General features: G+C 31.6%; 23 protein-coding genes. 10 read left to right on the top strand and 13 right to left on the bottom strand.

Annotated elements, in window-relative coordinates:
- Positions 1 to 33 precede the first annotated feature (33 nt).
- The 3 genes from FHS04_RS11910 (at position 34) to FHS04_RS11900 (ending at position 2331) form a co-directional block, all read left to right on the top strand.
- Positions 34 to 1152: a heparan-alpha-glucosaminide N-acetyltransferase domain-containing protein gene (locus FHS04_RS11910; protein WP_244906275.1), complete on the top strand. Its 1119-nt coding sequence runs from the start codon at positions 34 to 36 to the stop codon at positions 1150 to 1152.
- Positions 1153 to 1280: 128 nt separating this feature from the next.
- Complete coding sequence (locus FHS04_RS11905) at positions 1281 to 1697, top strand: META domain-containing protein (RefSeq protein ID WP_106678457.1); 417 nt, start codon at positions 1281 to 1283, stop codon at positions 1695 to 1697.
- Positions 1698 to 1830: 133 nt separating this feature from the next.
- Entirely contained in the window at positions 1831 to 2331 is a 501-nt protein-coding gene (locus tag FHS04_RS11900; protein ID WP_106678458.1) for a hypothetical protein, read from the top strand.
- Between the two features lie 216 nt (positions 2332 to 2547).
- Here the strand turns inward: FHS04_RS11900 and FHS04_RS11895 are convergent, their stop codons facing one another.
- Both FHS04_RS11895 and FHS04_RS11890 read right to left on the bottom strand, forming a co-directional pair.
- Positions 2548 to 3498 carry a phosphoribosylaminoimidazolesuccinocarboxamide synthase gene (locus FHS04_RS11895; RefSeq protein WP_106678460.1) on the bottom strand — a complete coding sequence of 317 codons (951 nt, stop codon included), beginning with the start codon at positions 3496 to 3498 and terminating at the stop codon, positions 2548 to 2550.
- A gap of 225 nt (positions 3499 to 3723) precedes the next feature.
- A complete protein-coding gene (locus tag FHS04_RS11890; RefSeq protein ID WP_027879876.1) occupies positions 3724 to 4677 on the bottom strand; it encodes a PhoH family protein in 954 nt (317 codons plus the stop codon).
- A gap of 118 nt (positions 4678 to 4795) precedes the next feature.
- On the opposite strand from FHS04_RS11890, the gene FHS04_RS11885 reads away from it, so the two are divergent.
- The 7 genes from FHS04_RS11885 to FHS04_RS11855 all read left to right on the top strand — a co-directional run bounded on the left by FHS04_RS11885 (position 4796) and on the right by FHS04_RS11855 (position 10624).
- Entirely contained in the window at positions 4796 to 5629 is an 834-nt protein-coding gene (locus FHS04_RS11885; protein ID WP_106678463.1) for an SAM hydrolase/SAM-dependent halogenase family protein, read from the top strand.
- Between the two features lie 9 nt (positions 5630 to 5638).
- Complete coding sequence (locus FHS04_RS11880; protein WP_106678465.1) at positions 5639 to 5935, top strand: putative quinol monooxygenase; 297 nt, start codon at positions 5639 to 5641, stop codon at positions 5933 to 5935.
- A 101-nt stretch (positions 5936 to 6036) separates the two neighbouring features.
- Complete coding sequence (gene gldF / locus FHS04_RS11875) at positions 6037 to 6756, top strand: gliding motility-associated ABC transporter permease subunit GldF (RefSeq protein ID WP_106678467.1); 720 nt, start codon at positions 6037 to 6039, stop codon at positions 6754 to 6756.
- On the top strand, positions 6753 to 7238 hold the full coding sequence (locus FHS04_RS11870) for a hypothetical protein (protein WP_106678469.1): 486 nt from the start codon (positions 6753 to 6755) through the stop codon (positions 7236 to 7238). Before gldF ends, FHS04_RS11870 begins: the two co-directional genes overlap by 4 nt.
- Entirely contained in the window at positions 7231 to 8907 is a 1677-nt protein-coding gene (gene gldG / locus FHS04_RS11865) for a gliding motility-associated ABC transporter substrate-binding protein GldG (RefSeq protein WP_106678755.1), read from the top strand. Before FHS04_RS11870 ends, gldG begins: the two co-directional genes overlap by 8 nt.
- Before the next feature lie 87 nt (positions 8908 to 8994).
- Positions 8995 to 10113: a DNA polymerase III subunit beta gene (dnaN, locus tag FHS04_RS11860; protein WP_027879870.1), complete on the top strand. Its 1119-nt coding sequence runs from the start codon at positions 8995 to 8997 to the stop codon at positions 10111 to 10113.
- Between the two features lie 148 nt (positions 10114 to 10261).
- A complete protein-coding gene (locus tag FHS04_RS11855) occupies positions 10262 to 10624 on the top strand; it encodes a hypothetical protein (RefSeq protein ID WP_146131298.1) in 363 nt (120 codons plus the stop codon).
- A gap of 67 nt (positions 10625 to 10691) precedes the next feature.
- Here FHS04_RS11855 and FHS04_RS11850 read toward each other — a convergent pair whose 3' ends face one another.
- The 11 genes from FHS04_RS11850 to FHS04_RS11800 all read right to left on the bottom strand — a co-directional run bounded on the left by FHS04_RS11850 (position 10692) and on the right by FHS04_RS11800 (position 24634).
- Positions 10692 to 11237, bottom strand: coding sequence for a hypothetical protein (locus FHS04_RS11850; protein WP_106678473.1), 546 nt, complete (start codon positions 11235 to 11237; stop codon positions 10692 to 10694).
- Between the two features lie 8 nt (positions 11238 to 11245).
- Positions 11246 to 14017 (bottom strand): T9SS type A sorting domain-containing protein, encoded by a 2772-nt coding sequence (locus tag FHS04_RS11845; protein ID WP_106678475.1) that lies wholly within the window; start codon positions 14015 to 14017, stop codon positions 11246 to 11248.
- A gap of 185 nt (positions 14018 to 14202) precedes the next feature.
- Complete coding sequence (locus tag FHS04_RS11840; protein ID WP_106678477.1) at positions 14203 to 15420, bottom strand: hypothetical protein; 1218 nt, start codon at positions 15418 to 15420, stop codon at positions 14203 to 14205.
- 143 nt (positions 15421 to 15563) lie between these two features.
- Complete coding sequence (locus FHS04_RS11835) at positions 15564 to 16316, bottom strand: LytR/AlgR family response regulator transcription factor (RefSeq protein WP_106678479.1); 753 nt, start codon at positions 16314 to 16316, stop codon at positions 15564 to 15566.
- Between the two features lie 3 nt (positions 16317 to 16319).
- Positions 16320 to 19232, bottom strand: a complete 2913-nt coding sequence (locus tag FHS04_RS11830) for a sensor histidine kinase (protein ID WP_221184983.1) — start codon at positions 19230 to 19232, stop codon at positions 16320 to 16322.
- Positions 19233 to 19363: 131 nt separating this feature from the next.
- Positions 19364 to 19702, bottom strand: a complete 339-nt coding sequence (locus FHS04_RS11825) for a DUF4870 domain-containing protein (RefSeq protein ID WP_027879863.1) — start codon at positions 19700 to 19702, stop codon at positions 19364 to 19366.
- Positions 19703 to 19788: 86 nt separating this feature from the next.
- Entirely contained in the window at positions 19789 to 20205 is a 417-nt protein-coding gene (locus FHS04_RS11820) for a DUF6691 family protein (protein WP_027879862.1), read from the bottom strand.
- A 4-nt stretch (positions 20206 to 20209) separates the two neighbouring features.
- On the bottom strand, positions 20210 to 20764 hold the full coding sequence (locus tag FHS04_RS11815; protein ID WP_106678481.1) for a YeeE/YedE family protein: 555 nt from the start codon (positions 20762 to 20764) through the stop codon (positions 20210 to 20212).
- A gap of 78 nt (positions 20765 to 20842) precedes the next feature.
- Positions 20843 to 21031, bottom strand: a complete 189-nt coding sequence (locus FHS04_RS11810) for a YgaP family membrane protein (RefSeq protein ID WP_027879860.1) — start codon at positions 21029 to 21031, stop codon at positions 20843 to 20845.
- 19 nt (positions 21032 to 21050) lie between these two features.
- Positions 21051 to 21356: a hypothetical protein gene (locus tag FHS04_RS11805; protein WP_027879859.1), complete on the bottom strand. Its 306-nt coding sequence runs from the start codon at positions 21354 to 21356 to the stop codon at positions 21051 to 21053.
- A gap of 83 nt (positions 21357 to 21439) precedes the next feature.
- The gene (locus FHS04_RS11800) at positions 21440 to 24634 is read right to left on the bottom strand and encodes an efflux RND transporter permease subunit (RefSeq protein ID WP_106678483.1); all 3195 of its coding nucleotides are present in this window, start codon (positions 24632 to 24634) and stop codon (positions 21440 to 21442) included.
- Positions 24635 to 24677 lie beyond the last annotated feature (43 nt).

The raw sequence follows: 24677 nt of genomic DNA, 5'->3' as shown, positions 1-24677 counted from the left end.
TAAATATAGTATATATTTGTAACCTAATAACTAATGACCATTTTGAAACCAACCCGTCTTTTTTTCTTAGATGCTGTACGTGCATTTGCTATTTTGATGATGCTACAAGGTCATTTTATTGATACACTTTTAAACCCAGTTTACAGAGATAAAACCAACATAGCATATACTATTTGGGAATATTTTAGAGGCATTACAGCTCCAACTTTTTTTACCATCACGGGTTTAGTATTTGTCTTTTTGCTATTGCGCGCAAAAGCTAAAAATGAAGATAGATATCGTATAAAAAAAGGCTTTAATAGAGGTTTATTATTAATTGGTATTGGGTATGCGTTACGGTTTTCGTTTTTAAGCTTATTTAAAGGCGAAATTAATATGTACTTTATTGTTATTGATGTCTTACAATGTATTGGTCTGTCTTTAATTTTAATTATTGGTCTTTACCTGATTACCTTAAAAAACGAAACTGCTTTTGCACTTTTAATGCTAATTATTGGCAACCTCATTTTTGTAACCGAACCTTTGTATCGTACCCTACACATTGAAGGTGTTCCTAAATTTTTAGCTAACTATTTAACCAAAGAAAATGGTTCTATATTTACTATGATACCGTGGTTTGGTTATGTTTGTTTTGGCGCTTTTATAGCTGTTTTGTTTCATAAATTTGGTCATAAATACCGATACAAACAATTTAAAATCACCGGTTTTTTAGTCGTTGGTTTTATATTACTTTTTTGGTCATCTCCTTTTTTAACCTTTATAACTCAAATTACTGGTATACAACTTTTTGATGAAAGTGCTAACTATAATTATCTGTTTACTAGATTAGGTAATGTATTGGTTATTTTTGGACTGTTTTACACCTTTGAGCAGTATTTAAAGCAAGCCATTATCACTAAAATTGGACAAAAAACCTTGTCTATTTACGTTATTCATTTTATTATCATTTATGGTAGTTTTACCGGTATAGGTTTAAAGCATTTTTTTTATAAATCACTAACACCAACACAAGCTATTATTGGTGCTATTTTATTTATGGTTGTGGTGTGTTTTATTTCTTTTCATTATGCCAAAACCAACAAGTTTATTTATAATTGGATGCGTAAAGGGTATAAGCGTTTAACAAAACAATTTAATCAAACAAACTTATAGATATTATTAATGTTAAATAAAATTAAACATCAATAAGGTTTAATATTGCTTAAGGTAACTTTGCACAACAAAATAGCTTAAATTTTTAGTCAACATAAAAGTGCATTTAGCAATTGAAAAGCATAATCATGAAAACCACATATTATCTATTAACTACTATTATCCTACTCGCTATTACATCATGCGCGACCACAAAAAACTCAAAATTGTACGGTCACAGTTGGCAGTTAGAATATATCTCTGGTACGAAAATAGCTTTTGAAGGTTTATACCCGAACAAAAAACCACAGATAACATTTAACAAAGAAAAACACAAAGTACAAGGCAATAACAGTTGTAATGGTTACTCTGCCAACTACACCATTAAAGACAGCTCTATTTACTTTAGCGAACCAGGACCAAGTACCATGATGTATTGCGGCGAAGGTGAACAAGCTTTTTTAAAAATGATGGAAAAAGTAAACCGCTTTAGTTTTGATGACAACGGAAAACTTAATTTAATGCTAGACAATGTAACTATGTTACGTTTTAAAAAAATAAAATAACAATACACCACTACTCTATTTAAGCCTGTTTTTACAGGCTTTTTTTATTACATAAAATTAAAATGAAGCGTCATTTGAATTTGTCAGAATTTTAATATATTTTCGTTTTATTATTAATCAATAATCATATTTAATGAAAAACAAAAACTTACTTCTTTGCGTAATCGGACTTACATTATTAACGTCTTGTGGTAGTTATGTAAGAATTGGTGATTTAACAGGTATAAGCAATAGAAATATTGATAACAGTCAGAACTACGTACTGTTAGAAAGAGATGTAGAAGCAATTGCTAACTCTGAAAAAGATGCATTAGAACAAGCAGTAGATAATATGACCAAAGAGTTTGAAGGTGAATTTTTAAGAAATGCTAAAATTTATGTTAAAAGTAATGGAAAAAAAGTAAAAGTTATAGGAGATGTTTGGGGTATTCAAAAAACCAATGTAAATGTTACCACTAGTGCTAATGCTAATGTCGAATTAAAAATTGGAGACAAGATTGTTTTTAAGAGAAAAGGGGATATAATAGATGGTAAAATTATTGGTCTAAATTCTGATTCTGTTATAGTTGAGTTTGGTAAAAGAAATAAAAAAATTGAACTAAAGTATGATGATGTAACGAAAACAGAGCAATAAAAACTTTAAAATATTATAAGCCTGTTTTTACAGGCTTTTTTTATTGATGAAAATGAAAATGAAGCGTCATTTGACTTTATTAAAACTTTCTACTAACTTCGTTTAACAATCGATAACGCGAATTGGAAACTCGCTTTATCTTTTCATTAAACGAAACTCCACAAAAAAGCTCACAAAACGTGAGCTTTTTTTTATTGATATATTTTATTTAAAAATCTAGGCGTTTAAATAATCTAACACATTAGCTTCTATCCTACTTTCTATGTTAGAGACGTCTGCTTTTACAAAAGTTTCGCCCATAATGTTTTCGTATAATTCTATGTAACGGTCAGATACGGTTTGAATGTACTCGTCACTCATTTCTGGTACGGTTTGTCCTTCTAACCCTTGAAAATTATTAGCAATTAACCATTGGCGTACAAACTCTTTAGACAGTTGTTTTTGGGCTTCGTTATTATCTTGACGCTCTTGGTAACCATCGGCGTAAAAATAACGAGAAGAGTCTGGCGTGTGTATCTCGTCTATCAAGACTATCTTACCGTCTTTGGTTTTTCCAAATTCGTATTTAGTGTCTACCAAAATTAATCCGCGTTTTGCAGCAATTTCAGTTCCTCTAGCAAATAATTTGCGTGTGTAATCTTCTAAAACATTGTAATCTGCTTCGCTAACAATACCACGTTTTAAAATATCTTCGCGCGAGATGTCTTCGTCATGATCACCCATTTCTGCTTTTGTTGCTGGTGTAATGATAGGTTCTGGAAATTTATCATTCTCCTTCATGCCTTCTGGCATAGCTACACCACAAAGTGTACGTTTACCAGCTTTATATTCGCGTGCAGCGTGACCCGATAAATAACCACGTATCACCATTTCTACTTTAAAAGGCTCGCATAAATGGCCAACAGCAACATTTGGATCTGGTGTTGCGGTTAACCAATTTGGAACTAAATCTTCGGTTGCTTTCATCATACTTGTTGCAATTTGATTTAAGATTTGTCCTTTGTACGGGATACCTTTGGGCATAACAACGTCAAAAGCACTTAGCCTGTCTGTTGCAATCATGACTAATTTGTCGTCGTTAATATTGTAAACTTCTCTTACTTTTCCTTTGTAGACACTTTTTTGACCAGGAAAATTAAAGTTAGATTTTATAATGGTGTTACTCATTTTGATTTACGAATTACGATTCTGGGTTTATGGATTGTATTATTTTGACACGAATTTCATTAATTGTCACAAATTATAAACGTCTGTTAAAACTGATATTTATAACTGACAAACACTGAAATTTCAATAGAAAAACGCAAAGTTATTTTATTTTTTTGATTTCTTTTTAATAATTATGGTAAACTGCCAACAGATAACTGCTAACTGCTAACTGCTAACAAATGCCTACTCTCTATTTTCAATATTCTTGTAAGCTGCAATAATCTTTTTTACAAGTTTATGTCTAATCACATCTTTATCATCTAAAAACACCATACCAACGCCTTCTACATTTTTAAGAATTAACAATGCTTCTTTTAATCCAGAAATAGTGCGTCGTGGTAAATCTATTTGTCCAGGATCACCTGTTAATAAAAACTTAGCGTTTTTTCCCATACGGGTTAAAAACATCTTCATTTGTGCGTGTGTTGTATTTTGACCTTCGTCTAAAATAACAAATGCATGATCCAATGTACGACCACGCATAAAGGCTAATGGTGCTATTTGGATTATACCTGTTTCTATATAATTGGCTAGTTTTTCGGCAGGAATCATATCGCGTAAAGCGTCGTACAACGGTTGCATGTACGGATCTAATTTCTCTTTTAAATCGCCTGGTAAAAAACCTAGATTTTCTCCTGCTTCTACCGCTGGTCTTGTTAAAATGATTCGCTTAACTTCTTTATTTTTTAAAGCTTGTACCGCTAAAGCAACACCAGTATATGTTTTACCTGTTCCTGCAGGACCAATAGCAAAAACCATATCATTTTTACGCATTAACTCTACCATACGACGTTGGTTAGCTGTTTGCGCTTTGATAATTTTACCATTTGCACCGTGTACTATGGTTTCTCCGCTATGTTCTGATGTTGTATAGTCTTCTTTACTTTGGCTAGTCAAGACGCGTTCTATAATATTTTCATCTAACTTATTGTACTTACCAAAATGCTCAAATAACATATTTAAACGCCTATCAAACTCTTCTAGTAGATCTTCATCACCGTAAGCTTTAATTTTATTTCCTCTTGCTACAATTTTAAGTTTTGGGAAATATTTTTTTAATGTAGTAATGTGTTCGTTTCCAGTTCCAAAAAATTCTTTTGGAGAAATCTCTTCAAGTTCAATAATTATTTCGTTCAAAAGCGTTTAAATTTTAAATTAATCTGTACAATTTTATTAGTTTTGTTGGCATAAATGCTACTAAACAAACTTACGCAATTTTTGCGTGTTGTATATTAAAAAAATATCAACAAAATTAATGGCTATCATCACTTTAACAACCGATTTTGGAGAGAAAGATCACTTTGCTGGCGCAATTAAAGGCGCTATTTATAGTGAGTTACCAGATGTTAGGATTGTTGATATCTCTCATTCTGTATCGCCTTTTAACATCTCTGAAGCTGCTTATATTATTCAAAACGCGTACAGTAGTTTTCCTAAAGGGACCATTCATGTTATAGGAATTGACTCTGAATTAAACCCAGAAAACAAACATATTGCTGTAGAGCTTGACGATCATTTTTTTATTTGTGCTAATAACGGTATTATGAGCATGATTGCAAATGTGATTGTCCCTAAAAAAATTGTTGAAATAAATATACATGATAAGATTGAAACTAGTTTTCCGGTTTTAGATGTGTTTGTAAAAGTAGCGTGCCATATTGCACGAGGAGGAACTCTAGAAGTTATTGGTAAAGCTATAAACAGCATTAAACCAATAAAAAACTTAGTGCCTTATGTTAATGAAGAGAAAACACAAATAATAGGTAGTATAATTTATATTGACAATTACGGAAATGTAGTTACTAATATTAGAAAGTCTTTTTTTGAACAACTACAAAAAGGTAGAGCTTTTGAAATTTCTGCAAGAAGCCATAAGTTTAAAACTATATACAATAAGTATAGTGATATTGTAAATTTTGAAATCCCCGAAGCTCAGCGTCACGATGAAGGACGTGGTCTTGTTGTCTTTAACAGCTCTAACTTTTTAGAAATTGCAATTTACAAAAGCAACACTAATACTGTTGGTGGCGCAAGCACGTTAATGGGACTAGGATTAAGAGATACTGTAACTATTAACTTTAAAAAATAATCGCAAAAAATGTTTGTTAGAATTGTAAAATTGAGTTTTGCTGAAGAAAATATAGACGTTTTTAAAGCTAATTTTGAAACAGTAAAACATAAAATCAGAGCTTTTGAAGGTTGTCTATTGCTAGAATTATATCAAGATAAACACAATAGTAATATCTTTTTTACGTATAGTTATTGGAATACAGAAGAAGATTTAGAACATTATCGAAATTCTGAATTATTTAAAGGTGTTTGGGCAAAAACAAAACCTTTATTTAACGCAAAACCTGAAGCTTGGAGTGTAGATAAGATTGCTTTATTACATTAACTGTTTTCTTTGGTTGATAAATAGAGTTTTAATAATAAAACTTTTAACTTTACACCTTAAAGTATTGTATAATTAAATCTTTAAACACTTAACATCAATAAATGCTAGCCATTCTAAAAAAAGAAATTAACTCGTTTTTTGCCTCACCAATAGGCTATTTAGTTATAGCAATTTTCCTATTACTTAACGGACTGTTTTTATGGTTGTTTAAAGGCGAATTTAACATCTTAGATAATGGTTTTGCAGATCTATCTTCGTTTTTCTTGTTATCACCTTGGATATTAATTTTCTTGATTCCTGCGGTAACCATGCGTAGCTTTAGTGACGAGACAAAACAAGGTACTTTAGAGTTATTATTAACCAAACCTATCAGCACATTACAGCTTGTTTTAGGTAAATATTTTGGTGCCTTTTTATTAATTATCATAGCATTAATCCCTACTCTACTTTATGTATATACAGTTTATAAATTAGGTAATCCAGAAGGTAATTTAGATGTTGGTAGCACTTTAGGGTCTTATTTTGGATTGTTATTTTTAGTTGCTGCATATACTGCTATTGGTGTGTTTGCCTCTACCCTTTCAGACAATCAAATTGTAGCTTTTATAATTGCTGTGTTTTTATGTTTTTTCTTTTATATAGGTTTTGAAGGTATTGCAGATTTTACATCAAGTAATTTTATAGATAATTTAGGCATGTCTGCACATTTTAAAAGCATGAGTCGTGGTGTTTTAGACACTAGAGATATCATATACTTTTTAAGTATTACTGCATTGTTTGTCTTTTTTACAACACAAATAATAAATCGTCAAAAAGCATGATAATTACAGTTCCTTTAGTTATATCGTTTATTGTAACTTTTGTTTTGGTTTGGCTATTTGTAAAAACCATCGGAAATAAAGAGTGGCTTAGCTTTTTAATAGCTATTGTTATTACACCTTTTGCCTATTTTTACTTGCTATATCCAATGGTTAATATATTTAGTAGTTATCACCACGAAAAATACTTTAACGTTTCAGACTGGAAAGAATATCCTGCTCAACGATATGAAATGATGGGCGATATTCTACAAGACAGTACTTTAATCGGTAAAAATAAAGCCGAAATTAAATCTAAATTAGGAAAAGCAGAATGGTATGGTTGGGACGATGCCATTAAAGCAAACTCTAAAGATAAATGGAACTATAATTTAGGTTTTAAACCTGGTGCGTTTACTAAAGATCAAGAATGTTTAGAATTTGTTTTTAAAAACGATACTTTAAAATCTATAAGAAACTATCAACTTGAGAAAAAATTTGAATAAGTCACTTAAACATATCATCTTAGTTATTGTAGCTATTATTGCTGTAAACTTTATTAGCACTAAGGTTTACAAGCGTTTCGATTTAACTACAGATCAGCGTTATACGCTAAATGAAGCAACTTTAGATATTATCAAAAAAGCTGAAACTCCTATCGTGATTGATGTCTTTTTAGAAGGTGAAGATTTTCCGTCAGAATTTAGACGTTTGCAAAGTGAAACCAAGCAATTGTTAGAAGAGTTTAGAGCTTACAACGACAATATTTCATTTAAGTTTATAAATCCTACCGAAGACGAAGACACACGTGATCAAGCCATCAAACAACTTAATGCACGTGGTTTAACACCAATGCAATTAAATGTTCAAGAAAACGGTAAGCAAAGTCAAGAGGTTATTTTTCCTTGGGCATTAGCTAGTTATGATGAGGTAACAGTAAAAATTCCGTTAGTAAAAAATAAAATTGGCGAAACACAACAGCAATTAGTTACCAATTCCGTTCAGCATTTAGAATATGCTTTTGCAGATGGTATTAGTAAATTAGTCAATCCTAAACGTCGTAAAATAGCAGTTTTAAAAGGTAATAACGAAATGGATAATCTAAACATTGCAGATTATGTCAAAACACTTCGTGATTACTATTTTATAGCGCCTTTTACTTTAGATAGCGTTAGCAATAATCCAGAAAAAACATTAAAGAGTTTAAAAGATTTCGATTTAATTATTGCTGCAAAACCAACCGAAGCCTTTACAGAAAAAGAAAAATTTATATTGGATCAATATACTATGAATGGCGGTAAAAGTCTTTGGCTAATAGACCAAGTTGCTATGGATAAAGACAGTTTGTATAACGACTTTGGTAAAAATGTAGCTTTAGCTAGAGACTTAAATTTAACCGATTTTTTCTTTAAGTACGGCGTTAGGATTAATCCTGTTTTAGTTAGCTCTATGTACTCTGCGCCTATCGTATTACTATCTGGTGAAGGTAGTAATACCAGAGCAGAACGTTTCCCTTGGACGTATTCGCCATTAGCACAAGGTATTAGTACGCATCCTGTGGTAAACAACTTAAACTACGTAAAGTTTGATTTTGCTAGTCCAATAGACACCTTAAAAAACAATTTAAAGACCGTTAAAAAGACGGTTTTGCTACAAAGTGCACCACTTTCAAAATTAGAAGGTACACCGCGTGAGATTAGTCTAGATGAAGTTAATAATCAACAAGATCCTGCATCATTTAATAAAGGCTCTCAAAATCTAGCCGTATTATTAGAAGGTAAATTTACTTCGGTATATAATAACCGTGTCAAACCTTTCGATTTAAAAGATGTAAAAAACGAAAGTGTGCCAACTAAAATGATTGTAATTTCTGATGGTGATGTAATTAAAAATGAAATTGATAGAAACGGACCTAAAGAATTAGGGTACGATTCTAAATTAAATCAGTTTTTTGGTAATAAAGAATTTTTAGTAAACGCTGCTAATTATCTGCTTGACGATAACGGACTTATAAACATTCGATCAAAAGAAATAGCAGTTGCGTTTTTAAATTCAGAAAAAATCACAGAAGAAAAAACCAAATGGCAACTCTTAAACATCTTATTACCATTGGTGTTGTTAGGGATTTTTGGTTTTAGTTTTAACTACTTCCGCAAGAAAAAATACGCCAAATAAGTGTTAATAAGTTTGTTTCCTAATTAAACACATTAACAATATATTTGTAATACAACAATTAACCGATTTTAACGAATATATAAATAGATGAAATTTATTGTATCAAGTACCTATTTACTAAAGCAATTACAGGTTTTAGGTGGTGTAATAAACAACTCCAATACACTTCCAATTTTAGATAATTTCTTATTTGAATTACAGCAATCAAAACTAACCGTTTCTGCAAGTGATTTAGAAACAACCATGTCTGCTGTATTAGACGTAGAAAGTGATAACGAAGGAAGCGTTGCTATACCTGCGCGTTTATTATTAGATACTTTAAAAACTTTTCCTGAGCAACCTTTAACGTTTGTTGTAGAAGAAAACAACACTGTTGAAATTAGCTCTAATCATGGTAAATATGCATTAGCTTACGCTGACGGAAACGAATTCCCTAAAGCAGTTAGCCTAGAAGATCCTAGCTCTACTGCAATGCCGGCTCATGTATTAGCTACTGCAATAAATAAAACTATTTTTGCTGCTGGTAATGACGATTTACGTCCGGTAATGAGTGGTGTATTTTTTCAATTCTCTACAGAAGGATTAACCTTTGTAGCTACAGATGCTCATAAACTTGTAAAATATTCAAGAGAAGATGTTAAAGCTTCTCAAGTAGCCGAGTTTATTATGCCAAAAAAACCTTTAAACTTATTAAAAGGAATTTTAGGAGCTAATGAAGATGAAGTAACTATTGAGTACAACGACTCTAATGCTAAATTCACTTTTGAAAATACCGTATTAATTTGTCGTTTAATTGATGGTAAATATCCAAACTACGAAGCAGTTATACCAAAAGAAAATCCTAACAAATTAACTATAGACCGCACACAATTTTTAAACTCTGTACGTCGTGTTAGTATTTTCTCTAACAAAACAACACACCAAATAAGACTTAAAATTGCTGGTGCCGAACTTAATATTTCTGCAGAAGATATAGATTATTCTAACAAAGCAGAAGAACGTTTAACATGTGATTACCAAGGAGATGATATGCAAATTGGGTTTAATTCACGTTTCTTAACAGAAATGCTAAACAATTTAAGTTCAGCAGATGTTCAATTAGAATTAAGTATGCCTAACAGAGCTGGTATTTTAACACCAGTAGACGATCTTGAAGAAGGCGAATTTGTAACCATGTTAGTAATGCCGGTAATGCTAAATAGCTAAACCTAACTACATAAATTTAAAAAAAAGCCGCAACTTAAATGTTGTGGCTTTTTTTATTTAAAATCGTTTGATATTTTTTTACTTTTGATATAGTGAAAGGCTTCCCTAATTACCAAAGTGTTTTACTAAGCAATTAATCCAAGAACAAATGATGTATTTTAATAGACTATTATTAGTTTTATTATGTTTTACTTTATGGTCATGCAGTAATGATGATGATAATACAACTACCGACAATAATATTTTGATTGGCAAATGGTTAAGAAGTGATTACGATAACACTTATGAGCATAGTATACATTTTGAAGACAACGATTTTGGCTACACAGCAGATAAACATACAACAGCAGAAGGTATTGTATCTACAGCAATTAGTTTTGATTGGTCTGTTTCTAACAACAAAATTACTTTAGTTTTTGATAGCCATACAATTATTTCTAATTACTCCTTTACAGAAAATGGTAACCTAATAATTAATGATTTATCAACATTAGAGTTTATTAAACAATAAATTTTTATAAAATAAAAAAACGCAACCTATAAAGGTTGCGTTTTTTATTCAACTTAAATATTAAAATTTAATCATAGTAAAGATAATCTCCCTTATAAGTTCCGTTAACTATTACACCATCATTTCTTGTAAACTGAAAACTAATTTCAATTTGATCTGTAGTGTATACTTCTAATGTTAAACTGCCTGCAGATGCGTTTAAATTAGTATTAGAATTATTACTATCTAATAATGTATCACCATCTTCTAGTTCTCCATTAATAATCTGAGCGTTTTCTTCAAATTGAAAGTTTGACATATCAGAAAAACTATATGTTTGTTCTGCTAATGGACTTTGATTAATGCGTATACCAAATATATTGACATTATCAAGTTGAGTCCCATTATTTATGGCATCTAAAAGTTCAGTTTCTGTCTTATTAATAAAACTTACATATGTATTATCGCCTACCGAAGGCTCTACGAAAACGCTATTAACAACATAAGTTTCATTATTTAAAGTAATAACATTTGTATTTTGAGGTTGTTCTGTGTTGTTATCGTCGTCTGAAGAACAATTTAATGCAGTTAAAGCAAGACAAAATAAAATTACAAGTTTGTTTAATTTTTTCATTTTAAAAATTATTGTTTTAAGATTTTTATTGTTTGATTTGATTGGTTAGTGTTTATGTTTAAAAAGTACATTCCTGTTGGTAAATTAGAAATATTAATTTGAGATTGATTAGCAATATCAAGTACTTTTTGACCATTTACATTAAAAACTCTTACGTTTTTAATAGTTTGATTTGTTTTAATATTTACTACGTCTGTTGCTGGATTTGGATATAACTTTACTGTGTTTTCATCTAAAGAAATATCATCAACACTTAATGTAGAATTGTACTCGTAAGCTCCTAAATCTATCGTAGTGTTAAATATTCTATCATTACCTGATAAATCTAAATCGCCAAATAAAGCTATATCGTAGTAAGTGTTATCTCCTTGATCAACAATATAATTTGAAGCTGATGTTGGTTTGTATTCGGCATCTAAATTTAAGTTATCAGTCGTTGGATCTAAAAGTGTGATATTTGAATTATCAAAAGTTCCAGAAGTTACACCGCTACCGACCATAGCAATAGTATTATATACCCTAACTGTTTGGATATCTCCTTCAGCAGTTTTACTGTTTTCAATATCTACTGTACTTAATTGACCTCCATTATATTTGTTTTGCCAAAAAAGACTGTTTCTAAATTCAAAAACTCCCCAACCACTTCCACTACTAACATTAATAACTTGTTGGGTAGATGCGTGGTTATTAACATTATCTATAAAAGACACATTGGTTAATGAACTTTTAAATAGTCTGCCATCATTATTTAAAGTTCCTCTTCTAAACCAAATTGCTCCCCAATCTGCGTTATAAGTATTATTAGCAACTAACACATTAGACCAATTGGATTCTAAAATACTTGAGTTAGTATCGTTATGTTGTAGTAGTATAAGACCATTATTAGTTTGGTTATCTGTAATGGCAACATTATTGATTGATACAGAACCTGAAAAAGTTCTCCAATCAAATAAAATACTGTTACTATAATTATTATTAATTAATGTGTTAGATAATTCAAAATTTGAAACATTAGTGGTTACTTTTACAATTGGGCTACCAGATGTTGTATAAAAGTTACTTAAAACAAAACCATCAATAATTACATTATTAGCTGCTAAATTGAATAAACTTGATGAATTATCTGATTTGTTTTGCGTAAAATCACCAGAAATATCATCATCTAATATATCACCAGAAATTATAGTTGCATTACTTGTATTTACAATAGATAAATCTCTATCTATTTCAGAAGTTTCTGTTCCGTTAAAACCACCATAAATCTCTATTTCTGAATTAATACTAATTTCGCCAGATGTTAATTTATAAGTTCCTGATTTTACAAATATTTTAGATCCACTACCTAAAGCAGATATATTAGCGTCATCTAAAGAAGTATAAGCATTAGTCCAACTTGTACCGTCATTAGCTCCAGTAGCATTTGCATCAACGTATATAACTGTTGGTGGTTCTGGTAATGATAATGGCGCTATATTACCTGGTCCTGTTAGCATAGCTGTATCTGTATATTGAATGGCTCCTAACCCTATCGATGAATCTGCATTTCTTCTAGGGTTCATAAAACAATCGGTCGTAGGATTAAAACTGCTATAATAACCATAGTTATGAGTTGCTTCTCCATTATCTCTATAAGCTGAAATAGGTATAAAATCTCCAGAAAAAATATCAACAAACGGACTCTCTGATAACGTGTAATTAGTTAGTAAATTAGCCGAACCTATAACAGGTGTAAACTCTGATGCATTGGCATAACCAGTTGAAATAGTTGAGGAACTTGTATCTTGAGTTCCTATGTAGTCAGATGTTCCATAGTTACTGTAATATAAATTATTACCCCAAAACCCTATTGTTTCTGCTGAACCAACTGTCTCAAAACGTATTGGACTAGCTACATCAGATGTTACATTGCTACCTTCTTCATTTAAAGTTAAGGTGTTATTTTGAAAATACACATTTAATCTTGTTGAACCACCTGTTGCACTTATAAAACGTGCCACACTACCTGAAGCATTAGCAGTTTCTACTTTGTTACCAATAAACATATTATTAGCAATAAAAATATCATGCTCAAGATTTATATAATTTGTGATACGATATTCAAATGCATATCCTGAATTAGATACATTTTCATCTAGTATACTATTAAATAACTCAAAAGGATAATCATTTACAGTTTCATTAGACCAAATATCCATTGCTGGTCTTGTTGAAGCATAATTTCTTGAAAATCTACAATTTTGCACTGTAATTTTTCTTTGCACTTCATTTGAAGATGATGGATGGCTATACAATGCACTACCACCATAAGAATTAACAAAATGCAATCGGTCTAAAGTAATTTCTTGAGTTTTGCTTGCTGAATTAGGCTCTACCTTAAGAATAATTGGTGCATTATCTGTTTTATTTGCAGATGTTGCACTAGGTAATTCATTAGCGTCATCTAGCGCTAAATCTCCTGTTAAATATACAGGATGTGCCCAAGGATCCGTGCTACGTTGCGAAAGAGACGTTTCAGTACCCACAAAACCACCATAAATACTAACTCCGTACTGGTTTAGCATTGGTGTGTTTTTATTAACAGGCATGTAAGTTCCTTCTGCTATCCAAATTTGAGCACCTGTTATGGTTTGGATTCCTAAAGCACTATGAAGACTTGTGTAGGCATTTGCCCAACTGCTTCCGTTATTTGCACCTGTTGCATCAACATCTACATAAATTATGGTTTGTGCTTGCGTAAAACCAAACACTAAAAAGGTTAATAAGAGTAATGTTTTTTTCATTATAGTTGAGATTAATATTCAACAACAAAATAACTTCACTTTTAAAGGTTTTCAATTTGCTTTTTTCTGAATAGCTCTAATTTCTTTCTGAATGATTTATGAAGATTATTCTTACACTAAATATTATAAAAAAAGCCTGCTTAAATAAGCAGACTTTAAAAATTTTGGTTAATAGCGTATATTAATTATTCGCAATTCATTTTTTGTCCGTATGGCATTTGTCCGTGAATAACACCACCAAATTGTGAACTGCCATAACCACTACCATTGTGCTGTTGCTTGATTAAAAAACCTTGTAAATAGCAGTCGTTATTTTTATTTTTTTCTGTGAATGCGCCTTTAATCCAACGGTATAAAATACGACCTGTGTATTTGTTTTTTACAATACTCCAATCGTTAGATTCTATGTTTAATTTTAGAAGTTTTGCACCATCTTTTGCAATAGTTTTAGACACATTTTCTTTAGCAAAACTCACTAATGATGTATTACCATTCATGCTACCTGCTTTTGGCATTTTTATAGCATCCATAGTTGATTTTGCAGCTGCATCATAATTTGCTTTTAACGTGGCTTCAAATTCTTTTACAATTGGTTTTGCTTTTTCTAACCACTCTACATGAAATTGTTGATCGCCTTTACCAATCACATTTAAAATAGTAATATCTTTTTCGTGCATGTACGATGGTACATTAAATGCGTGTCCACCTTGGTGAGATGCAGCATAAATGACGAACACATCGTCTGCAATTAACATTCCTCTTACTAAAATTGGCATACCTGTACCAAGCTCTAAAGTTTGCGATCTATCTGCACCTACTTTGGTTGTAAACATTCCTGAAACCAACTCATAACCAATATAACCTTCTGGTGACATAGCTACTAGTTCTGGTGTTGTTAAAAAGCGTAACCATGCATAATCTGGATCTTGTGCAGGCAATATATCTACATTATCGCCCATGTCTGTCATTTGACGTCTTAACTTTACACGATCTACACCAACTGCGCTCATACCTTTTGTCATTGCAAAAGGATACGACATGTATAGAAAATCATCGCTTACTGAATTTGCAGATTTAGGCTTATTAGCGTCTGCTTCTTGTTGCTTTTTCTCAAGATATTTTTGATAATATAAATCTTGTTTTGCCTGGTCGTTAGGATATTTTTTAGCTAATTCTGCTTTAAATTCTTCGTCGGTATATTCGGTTTTTGATGAAGTTTCAGTTGAAGAACTGCCAACCATTCCTGAAGCGTTTTCAGATTTTGAAGACGAATTGCTACTTTCTTTTTTATCTAACTTCTTCTCTACTGCTGCTTTGGCTTTCTTTTTAAGCATTTTACCAAATTGCGCATGAGAGACGTTGTAGCATAATGCCAAAACGAATAATAGAACTATTTTTTTCATAAGAATTGTGTTTAGTGGACTTCAAAATAAAGCACTTAAGCACTATTCTTAATTTGGTTTTTTCTGAAAATGATGATTTTTTTTCTGAAGGAATTCTAACAAGATTCTTCGCTTTACTCTGAATGACATGATATTCTGAAAAGCTACATAAAGGTTTCCTTAATCACATCTAAAAACTGATCGCGTTTAGATTTTGAAATTGGGATGCGTTTTTGATTATTCATTAGTAAGTAATCTCCATCATCTTTTACCAATTCATCTACATATTTTAAGTTGATTAAATACGAACGATGACATTTAAAAAACATCGCATTACGTTCCAATTGCTCAACAAAGTGCTTTAACGGTTTGCAAATGGTTTTTTGTTTGCCATCTATAAGTTGTACGTTAGTGTACATACCATCGGCTTCAAAATAGACGATATCATTATGCGATGCGAACATGATTCCTTTTGGTATTTCTAAAGCAATTTTATCCATTGAAAGCTGCTTTAACGAATCGCGTAACTTGTTTAACTGGTCGTTTAAATTGTTAGCTTTTATGGCTTCTTCAGCTTTTGCTACTGCTTCTTTTAACTCGGTTGTATCAACTGGTTTTAACAAATAATCTACAGCCGACAGTTTGAAAGCTTCAATCGCATATTGGTTGTATGCCGTCACGAAAATGATTTTAAAATCGATTTGATTTGGGAAGTATTCTAAAATGTCTAATCCAGACTGATTTGGCATTTCAATATCTAAAAAAACAACATCTGGCTTACTGGTTTTAATCAAATCTACACCAGATGCTAAATCTTGCGCTTCTTCAATGCTAGTAATACTTGCACAATGTTCGGTTAGCAAGTTGGATAGTAAATGTCTGGCGCGTTTTTCGTCGTCTATAATTATCGCTTTCATATCTTAATGTATTGGCATGGTGATAACCACTTTTGTACCTGCAGCAACGTCATTTTCGTCATACAAATCGTTGGTAGTTATGGCTATATCACGTTTTAATTTGTTTTTATAAAGATGCACACGTTCTTCGTTAGCTTTTGTTGCAAACGGTTTGTGCTGTTGGTTTGGTCGTTTTAATTTTTCGGATTGTGCGCGACCAATTCCGTTATCTTCAACGGTAATTTCTAATTTATTTTGCTGAATAAATTTCGCTTCAATATGTAATTTTCGGTCGTTTAATTTGTGCAATAATCCGTGTTTTAAAGCATTTTCAACATATGGTTGAATGAATAACGACGGTACTTTTATCTGTTTTGTTTTCAATTGATTATCAACCGAAATAGTATATTCCAATTCATCTTCAAAACGCACTTTTTCTAATTCTAAATACAGTTTTAAAGCGTTTAATTCTTCCTCTAAAGTAATTTCGTTTTGCTGACTATAATCTAAATACATGCGGATTAATCGGCTAAACTTCACTAAATACGAACTTGCCAATTCCTTTTCATTGGAAATAATATAATCTTGAATAGAGTTTAAGGCATTGAAAATGAAATGCGGATTCATTTGCGAACGCAGATTTTCTAACCTTAAATTGGTTATTTTTTTATCGATTAAAATTTTATCAACTTCGGCAATACGTTGTGCTTCTTTTTGTTGTAATCGCCATCTAAAATACAGCCAAACTAAACCAATAATTGCTGCTACAACTAAACCATAAAACCAATAGGTTTCCCAAAATGGTTTAGCAATTACAAAGGATATTGGTGCTGCAAAAACAGCTTGTTGTGCACTTAAATTTTGGGCTTTTAATTCAAAAGTATAGGTGCCACTAGACAAACTATTAAAAGTAACAAAATGTGTGTTTAGCGGTATGTTTTGCCAACTTGTATCAATTTGTTTAACACGGTATTGGTAGCTTACATGTTGGTTAGATTGAAATCCGTTTGAGTTGAACGAAATATCAATTTTATTTAAATTATATGGTAGTTTGTAGTTAGTTGCAACTAATGTATCGCGGTCGTTAATTTTTACAGCTTCTACCCTAACCTTGGCTGTTTTAAAAGCTTTGAACAATGCGTCTGATTTTGGTAACACATAAAATGCTTTAGGCAAGCTTACAATAATTTGATTTTGAAGAATTAAAAAATCATTAACCGCTGTATTTAAACCATCTTGCGCACTTAACGATTTAAGCTGATGTGTTTTTGTATGATATTGAAATAATCCAGCATCGGTTGAAACCCATAACACTAAACCATCGGCATGAATAGCGTTAATTTGAAGGTTTTCAGGAAGGTTAATTCCTGAAGGTTTTAGCGTATTGTTTTCGTATTTTAATAATCCGTTGTGTTGGGTTGCAACCCAAACTGTTCCATTGGTTTTTGTTAATGTATTAACCAGTAAACTTTTAGAATTAAACGTGATTTCTTCTGCATTAAATGTTTTCGTATTGTATTTGTAAAGTCCGTCGATGTACGATACAAATAAATGATTATTAGAAACCACCGAAGCTTTTACACGACTTTCCTTTAGGATTTGTTGTTCAGGATGATTAAACGGATTTTTATATACAATACCTTGACGATAATTACCATAAAATAAGGTGTTATTATCTATTTTTGAAAAGGTTTTAGCAACTGAAAATCGGTTATTTACATCTAAAATTTTGTCATTTTTAAGATTAACTACAAACGATTCTGAAGCATTTATACTAACTATTAGTTGTTCGCTTTGCGCATCAAAAAAAAGTTTCCCGATGATTTTTTTTCCTGGTAATTGCAGTGTTTTTGTGAGCTGGTTGTGATTGTAAAACAGTAATTTACCATCATTGGTTCCTAAGACAAATTGATTATTTTGTAAGGCTGCAGACGCTGTGATTTTAGAGTCTATATTTGATAATTCAACACGACGAATATTTAAATTTGGTGATACAAACACACCATTATCTAAAGTTGTAAACCAGTAATTTTTATTAAAATCTACTTGAACATCGGTGATAGATTCTGTTTTAAAAAGTTGTTCTTTAAAGGTGAAAATTTCATTTTCAAAACCATAAATAAACACGCCAGAACTGGTTAAAAACCAATAGTTGTTTTCAATATTCAAAACATTGTAAATGGTTTCATTTTTTAATCTAGCAGGCGTTACTACTTTTTTGGGTGTGTTTTTGGTCTTATCTATTCTATAAATGACATTTTCATTAGAACTTTTGTGTGTAAAAAAAACAGTGTTTTTAAAGGCAAAAATTCTTGGTGATTGTATACGATTGCTACTTGTAATTTCAAGTATTTTTATACTTGTATTGTTATCAAATTTGTATAATCGATGACGCTCTAAATCGCCTTCATGATTAATTATAAATGTGTAGTTATTGTTACCATCCTTAGCATTGGTAATACACATTCCTTTAAATACTTCGGTAACTTGTTTGGTGCTTTTATCAATATCAAAAATGCCAATAACAGTGAATAAACGTATGCTGTTTTCTAATATTTCAAAATTTGCTAATTGTCCATTTACCAACTTACTAGCGTCATAAAATAGTTTTAAACTATCGTTTTCAACATAAAATAATTGCCCATAAATATTGTTGCACCAAAGTTGATTTTTAGCATCAAATTTTAATTGAAAAAGAGAATTTCCTCTTTGTTGAGGATGACTAAAGTGTTTGTAACTTTTTCCGTTGTAACGGTATAAACCTTTGTTTGCAGCAAGCCAAATGTAGTTTTGGCTATCTTCTGCTATATCATAAAACTCAACATCTGGAAGATTTGAGACTTTAGACATATGTTGTATTACTGGATTTTGAGCATGAGCAACGCTTCCAAAACCAATAATAAAAACAAATATTATGTATCTAAATATTAATTGCATAGCTTATAATTAGCAAACTTAATATTTAATTAGCTAATCAAGCTTTGTTTTTTCTGTAAGCAGTCGTTTTTTTTCTAAACAAAAAACGCAACCTTGGTTATGGTTGCGTTTTTAACTTTATCTAAAACTAACTAACTAATAAAATTAAAAGATAAAGGATATTTTGGGGTTTCTCCGTGACTAGCTTTGATCGCATTTATCACTGGAAAAATAATAGATATCAAACCTAAAACTATAAAACCTAAGATACCTAGACCTAATAGTAAAATTAAGGGAATACATATAATAAAATACACTAATAAACTTAGTTGAAAATTAACTATATTTTTACCATGTTGGTCTAACTCATAAACTCTATCTCTTTGAGTTAACCAAATAATTAAAGGTAGCAACAAACTACCAAAACCTATTACTAAAGTAATTAACTGACTTAAATGTGTTAATACTATTAATTGTTTATTCTCTTGCATGATAATACTTTTTTGATTGATACTTATATGACGCACATTTATCAAAAAAGTTACAAAATTTTAAGAACTTATTAATTAAATTATTGTTAATGAGGAAGTTTATCTTTTAAAACTCCATAAATAAACGTTCCTATAACTGCAGATCCAATAACTATTAATATTGGTAAAAAACCAGCTCCTACTAATGTAAACATTGGTCCAGGACATGCTCCTACTAAAGCCCAACCTAATCCAAATATAATACCGCCTAACAGATAACGATATATTGATTTTTCTTTATCAGGAATAACTATTGGACTACCATCAATAGACTTGATTTTTTTTCTTTTTATAAGTTGGATAAAGATAATTCCAAAAAATAATGCTGTACCAATAATACCATACATATGAAAAGATTCAAATCGAAACATTTCGTATATTCTAAACCACGATGCTGCTTCAGATTTGTACATAATTATTCCAAAAAAGAAACCGACTACTAAATAGATGAATACTTTTTTCATTGTACTAAAAAATTAAAGGAAATAATAAATGCACCATAATTAATCCTCCAATAAAGAATCCTATTACAGCTAATAATGAAGGTCTTTGAAGGTTACTTAAACCTGTTATAGCATGACCTGAAGTACATCCGCCTGCATAACGTGTACCAAAACCTATAAGCAATCCGCCAACAATTAAAATAATAATTGTTTTTGGCTCTTGTAAGGCTTCTGCAGAAAACAATTCTTTGGGTAAATAACCATTATCTTCCGAAAAACCTATTTGTTGTAAACCTTCTTTTGTAGCGTTACTAATTTGTGGCATCGTCCCATCAGTCATAAAATTCTTAGCTACAAATCCTCCTAAAATTGCTCCTAAAACAACTAATAGGTTCCAGCTTTGTTCTCTCCAATTAAAATTGAATAATTGGCTGAATTTTCCGCCACCACAAATGGCACAGAAAGTGCGTAAATTAGAAGACATACCAAAAGTTTTTCCCATTATTAAAAGAAAAAACATAATTAGTGCTATTAAAAAACCTGAGAGCAACCAAGACCATGGTTGTAAAAAAAATTCCATAAATCAATTTTGTGCAAAAATACATGCTATAATTTAATTTATGGAAATTAAAATCTCTTTTAACTGTTAGAGATTTTTTTAGTTTTTGATTTTAAACACTTTAGTTAAAATATCTTCCATCAAACACCATTTAGTGATTGCAGACTGAAATAAATTAGCGCCTACAAACACTGTAAACCACAACCAATTTTGATTAACGTACATACCTAATAATACGCTTATTATAACAAAAATTCCTGCTATTGCTCTTATATACCTGTTTAACATAACTATTATTTATTTGAATTTAAATTGCTCTTTCTATGGGTACAACAATCGCTTTAATAGGATTGTTGGTTTCTAAATTGCTATTGAACTCCTTTATTAAATCAAAAAGGATATCAATAAACATGTCTTCAGTAAATGAGAAAAACATTGTAGACTCATTACTTGCATTTTCTGCTCCAAACCAATTGGTAGACATAATTAAAGCATGATTGTTTTTATAACCATCTATATCAGATTCGCTAAAATTTTCAATACCTGCTTTTTTAAAGAGTTTAATTACATCCTTATGAAACTCTTCTACTGCGGTTACTAATACTAATTTCATATCTTTCAACTTTACTGGCCAAATGAGCACAACTAAGATTTTTTTTGAACTCTCATGACACTCAATCGTGCTCGGCCAGCTTTTTATTTATGGTTTTTACGTTCTATCATATAATACACTAAAGGCACAACTAATAAGGTTAACACTGTCGAAACGATAGTTCCACCCATTAACGAAATAGCTAATCCTTGAAAAATCGGGTCAAATAGGATAACAAACGCACCTATGACTACTGTTCCTGCTGTTAATAAAATTGGTGTTGTACGCACTGCTCCTGCTTCTATTGCGGCTTGTTTTAATGGCACGCCTTCTTCTAATCTTAAATTGATAAAATCGATGAGTAATACCGAATTACGTACCATAATTCCCGCCAAAGCAATCATACCTATAAATGATGTTGCGGTGAAAAATGCTCCCATTAACCAGTGACCTAAAATAATACCAATCATAGATAATGGTATAGCAACCATCATTACTATTGGTGCTTTAAAGTTTTGGAACCAACCTACAATTAAGATGTAGATTAAAGCAATTGCCCCTAAAAAGGCTATTCCTAAATCCCTAAATACTTCCAAGGTAATTTGCCATTCTCCATCCCATTTTACGGTGTAATCATCTTCAAATTCTGGTTGTCCTAAATACATTTCATTGATCTCGTAACCTTGTGGTAACGGAATTGCTTTTAATTTATCTTCCATTCCTAAAATAACATACGCAGGACTTTCTAATTTACCAGCCATATCTGCTAGCACATACACCACGCGTTTTTGGTTTTTACGGTAAATACTTTTAGCACTTGTAGTTTCAGTAATATCAACCAAGTCTACAATTGGCACTAAGTTGCCTTGTTGCGATTTCACTTTTAGCTGTGAAATATCTTGAATAGTTGATTTTTCCTTTTCATCTAAAGCTAACACTAAACCTATTTGATTTACTGCATCTTCATCATACAACACGGTTAACGGTCTGTTGGACAATGCCATATTCATGGTATAAGCAATCTGTTTTGGTGCTACACCGTAAAGCATTGCTTTTTCTTTATCTATGGTGAATTGAAATTCTTTTTGATCAGCTTCTACCATCCAATCGACGTCAACAACATCTTCTGTATTATTCAAAATGTTCTGAACTTCATTAGCAATCTCCATTTGCTTATCATAATCAGGACCGTAAATTTCAGCCACTAAAGTTGATAATACAGGTGGACCTGGCGGCACTTCAACAACCTTAACATTCGCATTATATTTTGAAGCTATCTTTTGAATGTCAGGACGCAATAATTTTGCAATATCGTGAGATTGCGCACTACGTTCTCCTTTATCAATTAAATTCACTTGTATATCTGCCATATTACTTCCACCACGTAAATCGTAGTGACGTACTAAACCGTTAAAAGTAATTGGCGCTGAAGTCCCAATATAATTCTGATAGTTAACCACTTCTGGTCGCGTTGATAAGTATTGCGAAATTTCTTGAGCTACAACTGCTGTACGCTCTAAGGTTGTTCCTTCTGGCATATCAATCACAACTTGAAATTCGTTTTTGTTATCAAACGGTAACATTTTTACAACTACCGAATTAGTGAAGAACATCACCATTGTTCCCATTAATAAGATGAAAGTCAACCCTAAAAACAACCAACGTTTTGAAGAACTTTCAATTAACGGACGTTCAAATTTTTCATAGAACTTATAAATTAATGTGTCCTCTAAAGGTTTTTTAGGTTTCTCAGCTACACCTTTTTTATCTTTTTCACGCAAGAAAATATAACCTAAATATGGTGTAATGGTTAAGGCTACAAATAATGATAAAATCATCGCAATAGACGCACCGATCGGCATTGGCGCCATATATGGTCCCATTAATCCAGACACAAATGCCATAGGCAATACCGAAGCAATTACAGTGAATGTTGCTAGAATAGTTGGGTTACCAACTTCGTTAATGGCATAAAGAGCCGCTTGTTTAAAAGGCAAGCGTTTCATTTTAAAATGCCTATGCATATTTTCGGCAATGATAATTGAATCGTCTACCACAATACCTGTAACGAATACTAGCGCAAATAAGGTGATTCGGTTAAGCGTATAATCCAGCATATAGTAGCTTAATAGCGTTAATGCGAAGGTAATTGGCACAGATAAAAACACGACCAATCCACCACGCCAACCCATTGCCAACATCACTACAAATGTTACTGCAATGATAGAACCAATAAGGTGCAATAGTAATTCTGATACTTTGTGAGATGCTGTTTCACCATAGTTTCTGGTGATTTCTACGTGAACATCATCAGGAATTAAAGTTTTACGTAAATGCTCTACTTTATCAATGATGACATCTGCAATTTTCATCGCGTCTGCACCTTTTCGTTTTGCTACAGAAATAGTTACTGCAGGATATTCTGATTTGTAATCGCTTGCTTTTTCGCTAGCCTGACCAAAACCAAGACTAACATAATTTTGTGGCACTTCTGGACCATCAACAATTTTTGCCACTTGCTTTAAATAGATGGGCTGATTTTGCTGAACACCAACGACTAAATTTTCAACATCAGTCATCGATTCTAAAAACTTGCCTGTGTTTACAACAAATTCGGTATCATTTTTATCAAACGTTCCGCTATTTAATTGTGCGTTGTTGGCTTTAATCATTTCAGAAACTGATAAAAAATCTAAGCCAGCACTTGCTAATTTATCTTTATCTAAAACGACACGTATTTGACGTTCTCTTCCACCTATTTTGTGTGTAATTGCAACGTCATTTACTTTCTTAATTTCGGCTTCTAATTCTTGAGCCATTTGCCCTAATTGAAAATCGTCATAATTCTCACTCCACAACGTTAAACCTAACATCGGTACATCATCAATAGCACGTGTTTTTACTAATGGAAACGTTACGCCTTCAGGCATTTGATCCATATGCTTATTGATTTCGTTGTAAAGTTTTACAAAAGAACGCTCGATATCTTCGCCAACATAAAACTGAACGATGACCATTCCTTGTTCTTTCATAGACGTAGAATACACATATTCCACACCTTTTATATTCGAAATTAATTGCTCTAAAGGCTTGATCACTCTAGATTCAACCTCGGTTGGACTTGCACCAGGATAACCTACAAAAATATCTGCCATAGGCACATCAATTTGCGGCTCTTCTTCTCGAGGAATTAAAAACGAGCTGTACACACCAATGACCATAAAAACAATCATTAAAAGCACTGTAAGCTTCGATGTCATAAAGACTTTGGCAATTTTTCCTGCTAAACCTTCTTTCATTTTGATTTCTTATTTTTTGGGCGTTTTAACGGGCTATTCGCTA

It is taken from the genome of Mesoflavibacter zeaxanthinifaciens subsp. sabulilitoris, from assembly GCF_014191595.1.
In the GTDB taxonomy this organism is placed as follows: Bacteria; Bacteroidota; Bacteroidia; order Flavobacteriales; family Flavobacteriaceae; genus Mesoflavibacter; species Mesoflavibacter zeaxanthinifaciens.
This window is presented reverse-complemented; position numbering and strand designations above follow the sequence as displayed.